The organism is Pseudomonas sp. (assembly GCF_041601375.1).
GTDB lineage: Bacteria > Pseudomonadota > Gammaproteobacteria > Pseudomonadales > Pseudomonadaceae > Aquipseudomonas.
Map to the genome: position 1 here is coordinate 1 of NZ_JBFIIG010000216.1, position 6,584 is coordinate 6,584.

A 6,584-nucleotide genomic window follows, 5' to 3' on the forward strand; every position below is an offset into this window, starting at 1 on the left:
AGGTGATCGCTGCGAAACCCTGTTCTTCATCGTCAAAGGCTCGGTCACCATCCTCATCGAGGACGACGATGGCCGGGAAATGATCATCGCCTACCTCAACCCCGGGGACTTCTTCGGCGAGATGGGCCTGTTCGACAAGGACGGTGCGGAAAAGGAACGCAGCGCCTGGGTGCGCGCCAAGACCGAATGCGAAGTGGCAGAACTCAGCTACGCCAAGTTCCGCGAACTGACCCAGCAAGACCCGGACATCCTCTACGCCCTCGGCAGCCAGATGGCCGAACGCCTGCGCAACACCACGCGCAAGGTTGGCGACCTGGCCTTTCTCGATGTCACCGGCCGCGTCGCGCGCACCCTGCTCGACCTGTGCAAACAGCCGGACGCCATGACCCACCCGGACGGCATGCAGATCAAGATCACCCGCCAGGAAATCGGCCGCATCGTCGGCTGCTCGCGCGAGATGGTCGGTCGCGTGCTCAAGGCCCTGGAAGAGCAAGGCCTGGTCAACGTCAAAGGCAAAACCATGGTGGTGTTCGGCACCCGCTGAAGCCACCAGGTATAAAAAAACCGGCGCATGCGCCGGCTTTTTCGTTCGTGCTGACTCAGCCCACGTCGGGTGAACTGATGACCCGCCGGCGCTCGGGGAAAAACAGTCGCTCCAATTCGAGCCCCGGGTTTTCCGCACGCATGAAGGCTTCACCGACCAGGAAGGCGTACACCTCGCTGATCTCCATCAGTTCGACATCGGCGCGGTTGAGGATGCCGCTCTCGGTCACCACCAGGCGGTCGCGCGGAATTCGCGGCAGCAGATCCAGGGTGGTCTCCAGGTCGAGTTCGAAGGTATGCAGGTTACGGTTGTTGATCCCCACCAGCGGTGTGTCCAGGGTATTCAACGCGCGCTCCAACTCGTCGCCATCGTGCACTTCGACCAGCACATCGAGGTCGAAGGCCTTGGCGGTCGCCGCCAGCTCGGCCATCTGCGCATCGGACAGCGCCGCGACGATCAACAGCACGCAATCGGCGCCCAGGGCACGGGACTCGACGATCTGGTAGGGGTCGATCATGAAATCCTTGCGGATCACCGGCAGCGAACAGGCGCTGCGCGCTTCCTGCAGGTAGAGGTCGGCGCCCTGGAAGAAATCCTGGTCGGTCAGCACCGACAGGCAGGTCGCGCCACCGGCCTGATAACTGCGGGCGATGTCCGCCGGGACGAAGAGCTCACGCAGCACCCCCTTGCTCGGCGAAGCCTTCTTGATCTCGGCGATGACCGCCGGCTGCTTGCGCTTGGCCTGTGCCTGCAAGGCTCGGGCAAAGCCTCGCGGGCTGTCGGCGGCACGGGCTTGCTGCTCCACCTCCTCGAGGCCGACGACGGCGCGACGCTCGGCTACTTCTTCGGCCTTGCGGGCAAGGATCTTCTCGAGAATGGTTGGAATGCTCACCCTTGATTCTCCTGTTTGAATACCGCGGTAAAGGACACCAGTTCCTGCAGTTTCTCCCAGGCCAGCCCGGTATGCAGCGCATCATGGGCCAGTTGTACACCTTCTTTCAGGCTGCTGGCCAGATCGGCGGCATACAGCGCCGCCCCGGCATTCAGCACGATCATGTCGGCCGCCTTCTGGCCCTGCTCGCCCTTGCGCTTGGTCAGCGCATCACGGATCAGCGCCAGCGACTGTGCGGCGTCATCGACGGTCAAGCCGATCAGGCTCTGGCTCTTGATGCCGAAATCTTCCGGCTGGATGCTGTACTCGCTGACCACACCGTCTTTCAGTTCGGCAACGAAGGTCGGCGCCGCCAGGCTGATCTCGTCCAGACCATCCTGGGCATGCACCACCAGCACATGCTCACTGCCCAGACGCTGCAGCACTTCGGCCAAGGGCCGGCACAGCGCCTTGCTGAACACCCCCAGCACCTGATGCCTGACCCCGGCCGGATTGGTCATCGGCCCGAGCATATTGAAGATGGTGCGCAGGCCCAGTTCGCGGCGCGGGCCGATGGCGTACTTCATCGCGCCATGGTGGGCCGGGGCGAACATGAAGCCGACCCCCACGCTCTCGACACAGCGCGCCACCTGCTCGGGGGTCAGATTCAGATTGACCCCGGCGGCCTCCAGCAGATCGGCGCTGCCGCTCTTGCCCGAGACCGCACGGTTGCCGTGCTTGGCCACCCGGCCACCGGCCGCGGCGACTACCAAGGCCGCCGCGGTGGAGACGTTGAAGATATTCATGCCGTCGCCACCGGTGCCGCAGGTGTCGACCAGGTGTTCGGCGTCGATCTGCACCGGCGCCGCCAACTCGCGCATGATCTGCGCCGCACCGACGATCTCGTCGATGGTCTCGCTCTTCATGCGCAGGCCCATGAGGAAGGCGCCGACCTGCGCGTCCGTGCACTGGCCGGTCATGATTTCGCGCATCACATCCTGCATTTCTGCAGTGCTCAGATCGAGCTGACTGACGACCCGATTAAGGGCTTCCTTGATGTTCATGCGCGCATGCCTCCATGTTGTTTGAGGAAGTTGGCAAAGAGCTCGTGGCCCTGCTCGGTGAGAATAGACTCCGGATGGAACTGCACGCCTTCGATATGCAGGGTCTTGTGGCGCAGGCCCATGATCTCGTCGAGCGCGCCGTCCTCGAATTGGGTCCAGGCGGTGACTTCCAAGCAGTCCGGCAGGGTTTCGCGCTTGACCACCAGGGAGTGATAGCGGGTCACCGTCAGTGGATTGTTGAGCCCGGCGAACACCCCGCGATTTTCGTGGAACACCGGGCTGGTCTTGCCGTGCATCACTTGGCGCGCACGCACCACCTCGCCGCCGAAGGCCTGGCCGATGCTCTGGTGGCCCAGACACACGCCGAGGATCGGCAGCTTGCCGGCGAAATGCTGGATTACCGCCAGCGATACACCGGCCTCGTTGGGCGTACAGGGCCCGGGCGAGACCACGATGCGTTCGGGCTGCAGGGCGGCGATCTCGGCGACGCTCAGCTCGTCGTTGCGGATCACCTTGACGTCCGCCCCCAGCTCGCCGAGGTACTGCACCACGTTGTAGGTAAAGGAGTCGTAATTGTCGATCATCAGCAGCATGGCAGGACTCCTCAGCGCGGGTTCTGGTCAGGGACGGTTTGTTCGGCAAGCGCGACGGCACGGAACATGGCGCGACGCTTGTTCAGGGTTTCTTCCCACTCCAGAGCCGGTACCGAGTCGGCGACGATGCCGCCCCCGGCCTGCACGTGCAGTTCGCCGTTCTTGATCACCGCGGTGCGGATGGCAATCGCAGTGTCCATGTTGCCGTTCCAGGCCAGGTAGCCGACGGCGCCACCGTAGACGCCGCGCTTGACCGGCTCCAGTTCGTCGATGATCTCCATGGCGCGGATCTTCGGCGCCCCGGACAGGGTGCCGGCCGGCAGGATGGCGCGCAGCGCGTCCATGGCCGTCAGGCCTTCCTTCAGCTGGCCGGTGACATTGGAAACGATGTGCATGACGTTGGAATAGCGCTCGATCACCATCTTCTCGGTGAGTTTGACCGAGCCGGTGCTGGCGACCCGACCGACGTCGTTGCGGCCCAGGTCGATCAGCATCAGGTGTTCGGCGACTTCCTTGGCATCGGCGAGCAGATCCTGCTCCAGGGCCAGATCGGCCTCCTCGTTGGCGCCGCGCGGACGGGTGCCGGCGATGGGCCGCACCGTGACCAGGCCATCCTCGAGACGCACCAGCACCTCGGGGGAACTGCCGACCACATGGAAGTCGCCGAAATTGAAGAAGTACATGTAAGGCGTCGGGTTGATGCAGCGCAGCGCCCGGTACAGATCAATGGGCGCGGCCTTGAAGTCGATCGACATGCGCTGCGACGGCACCACCTGCATGCAGTCGCCGGCCAGGATATATTCCTTGATGGTCTCGACCGAACGCTCGTAGTCCGCGCGGCTGAAGCTGGAGCGGAACGCCGGTTCGGCCCCAGGCGGAGCATTGAGGTCGACACCCAGGCGCGGGGTGATGGGCTGGCGCAGCTTGTGCAGGATCTCCTGCAGGCGAGCCTGGCCGTGTTCCAGCGCCCCCTCCTCGGCCGGATCGGCGAGGACGATGGCGTGCATCTTGCCAGCCAGATTATCAAACACCACCACGGCGTCGGAGACCATCAAGAGGATATCCGGGTTACCCAGCGGATCCGGATTGGGGCATTTACCCAAGCGCTTTTCGACGTAGCGCACGCTGTCGTAGCCGAAGTAACCGACCAGACCACCGTTGAAACGCGGCAGGCCCGGCAGGGTCGGCACCCGGTAGCGCGCCTGGAACTCCTCGACGAAGGCCAGTGGGTCTTCGCAATGGTGACGCTCGACTTCGACACCATCGACGCTGACGCTTACGTCGTGCTCATAGGCGCGCAGCACGGTGCGCGCCGGCAAGCCGATAATCGAGTAACGGCCCCATTTCTCGCCACCCTGCACGGATTCGAGCAGGTAAGTGTTGGCCTCATCGGCCAGCTTCAGGTAGATCGACAACGGGGTGTCGAAGTCGACCAGGGTTTCATAGGCAAGCGGAATGCGGTTGTAGCCGGCAGCGGCTAAACGCAGGAATTCTTCGCGGGTCATATCAGCCTCGTGGCTTGAGGATAAATCGGTCGTGTGCAAACGCGCCGCCTAAGCGGCCAAGATCAGGTCAGAGGCGCCAGCGCCAACGGGCCAGGGCCTTGATGATTTTCATACCGGTTCTTGCGGACCAGCGCGTGCAGGTAACCACCACGGAGCTCACTTAGGCGGGAGTAAAGACTGGCAACACTAGCGCAGCCGCCTGACCTAAGCAACCCGGCCCGCGCGGCTTAGCCGGCAACCAGCAGCTGGCGCAAATCATCCAGCACCCGCAGCGGGCCCTCTTCGGCGATCGGCCGACCGTGGTTGTAGCCGTAACTCAGCGCCACGCAAGGCACACCGGCCGCCTTGGCCGCCAGCACGTCATTGCGCGAATCGCCGATAAACAGCGCCTGCCGCGCCTCTACCCGGGCCAGCTGTAGCACATGCAGCAGCGCCGCCGGGTCGGGTTTCTGCTGGGGCAGGGTGTCGCCGCCGATGATCCAGCGGAAATAGCGGCCCAGGCCCTTGTCATCCAGCAGCGGCGCGACGAAGCGCTCCGGCTTGTTGGTGATGATGGCCATCTCGACCCGTTGCGCGTGGAGCCAGTCGAGGGTTTCCCGTACGCCTGGGTAAATCAGGGTCAAGGCGTGGCCCTCGGCATAGGCCTGCATGAACAGTTCGAGCGCCTGCTCGGCGTAGGCATCGTCGATATGTTCATGTTGCAGACCGCCGGCCAGGGCGCGCCGCACCAGCACCCGCGCACCATTGCCGACCCAGTCGCGCACCTGCAGGACGCCGGCCACCGGCCGCCCGAGCTGGAGCAGGCTCTTGTCCACTGCGGCAGCCAGGTCCGGCACCGAGTCAACCAGGGTGCCGTCCAGGTCGAACATCACCAGGCGCGGCAACTCGCCCTGAAACAGCTCATGCAGTGCGGTCACCCGCGCACCTGGGCCAGCTCGGCACGCATGGCATCGATCACGCCCTTGTAGTCCGGCTGGCCGAAGATCGCCGAGCCGGCGACAAAGGTGTCGGCACCGGCGGCGGCGATCTCGCGGATGTTCTGCACATTGACCCCGCCGTCGATCTCCAGGCGAATCTCGCGGCCACTGGCATCGATCAGGGCGCGGGCCTCTTTGAGTTTTTCCAGGGTATGGGGGATGAACTTCTGCCCGCCGAACCCCGGGTTGACGCTCATCAACAGGATCATGTCGACCTTGTCCAGCACATGCTTGAGCACCTCCAGCGGGGTGGCCGGGTTGAACACCAGACCGGCCTTGCAACCACCGGCCTTGATCAGCTGCAGGGAACGGTCGATATGCTCGCTGGCCTCCGGGTGGAAGGTGATGTAGCTGGCACCGGCCTCGATGAAATCGCCGATGATGCGATCCACCGGCTTGACCATCAGGTGGGCGTCGATCGGTGCGGTGATGCCGTACTTGCGCAGCGCCGCGCAGACCATCGGGCCGATGGTCAGGTTGGGCACATAGTGGTTGTCCATCACATCGAAGTGGACGATGTCGGCACCCGCGGCGAGCACCTTGTCCACTTCCTCGCCCAGGCGGGCGAAATCGGCGGAGAGGATCGACGGGGCGATGGCGAAGGGTTGCATGGCGCACCTCGGTGGCATTCACGAAAGGGGCGCATTGTACCCGAGCGCATTCTCAGTCGTCGCTGGGACGATGGTCGGCGGCAAGCCCCCTACCCGCTGAGGTAGGGAGAGGGAAAAGACTCAGCGCTTAGAACGTGTTTACGATCTCGCGAGCTAGAGCCATACAAGGCAAAAACAGGCGAGGAAGCGGAGTTTACTGGTGTAAATGAGCATTCCGAGCCTGTTTTTAACGCAGTAGGGCCGACGCGCAGCAGATCGTAAGCAGGTTCTTAGGCCAATTCGTCGAAGCACTCGGCGATGATACCCAGGCCCTTGTCCAGCAGGGCGTCTTCGGCGGTCAGCGGCACCAACACCCGCAGCACGTTGCCGTAGGTGCCGCAGGACAGCAGGATCAGGCCCTTGTCGCGGGCCTTGGCGAC

General features: G+C 63.8%; 6 protein-coding genes and 2 pseudogenes. 1 reads left to right on the forward strand and 7 read right to left on the reverse strand.

The features are described 5' to 3' along the window. On the forward strand, positions 1-544 hold a 544-nt coding region (gene crp, locus ABZE94_RS19325), incomplete at its 5' end, for a cAMP-activated global transcriptional regulator CRP (RefSeq protein ID WP_372877533.1). A gap of 55 nt (positions 545-599) precedes the next feature. Here crp and trpC read toward each other — a convergent pair. The 7 genes and pseudogenes from trpC to ABZE94_RS19360 form a co-directional block, all read right to left on the reverse strand. Further along, entirely contained in the window at positions 600-1,436 is an 837-nt protein-coding gene (gene trpC, locus ABZE94_RS19330) for an indole-3-glycerol phosphate synthase TrpC (protein ID WP_372877535.1), read from the reverse strand. Next, on the reverse strand, positions 1,433-2,479 hold the full coding sequence (gene trpD / locus ABZE94_RS19335) for an anthranilate phosphoribosyltransferase (RefSeq protein WP_372877537.1): 1,047 nt from the start codon (positions 2,477-2,479) through the stop codon (positions 1,433-1,435). The genes trpC and trpD overlap by 4 nt, the downstream gene beginning before the upstream one ends. Then, complete coding sequence (locus ABZE94_RS19340) at positions 2,476-3,072, reverse strand: aminodeoxychorismate/anthranilate synthase component II (RefSeq protein WP_372877539.1); 597 nt, start codon at positions 3,070-3,072, stop codon at positions 2,476-2,478. The genes trpD and ABZE94_RS19340 overlap by 4 nt, the downstream gene beginning before the upstream one ends. An 11-nt stretch (positions 3,073-3,083) precedes the next feature. Further along, entirely contained in the window at positions 3,084-4,577 is a 1,494-nt protein-coding gene (trpE, locus tag ABZE94_RS19345) for an anthranilate synthase component I (RefSeq protein ID WP_372877541.1), read from the reverse strand. A 67-nt stretch (positions 4,578-4,644) separates the two neighbouring features. Beyond that, a pseudogene (locus ABZE94_RS19350) lies at positions 4,645-5,494 on the reverse strand (phosphoglycolate phosphatase). After that, a complete protein-coding gene (gene rpe / locus ABZE94_RS19355; protein ID WP_372877543.1) occupies positions 5,491-6,165 on the reverse strand; it encodes a ribulose-phosphate 3-epimerase in 675 nt (224 codons plus the stop codon). Before rpe ends, ABZE94_RS19350 begins: the two are co-directional and overlap by 4 nt. Before the next feature lie 269 nt (positions 6,166-6,434). Beyond that, positions 6,435-6,584 (reverse strand): annotated as a pseudogene (locus tag ABZE94_RS19360) (4-aminobutyrate--2-oxoglutarate transaminase); the annotation flags it as partial.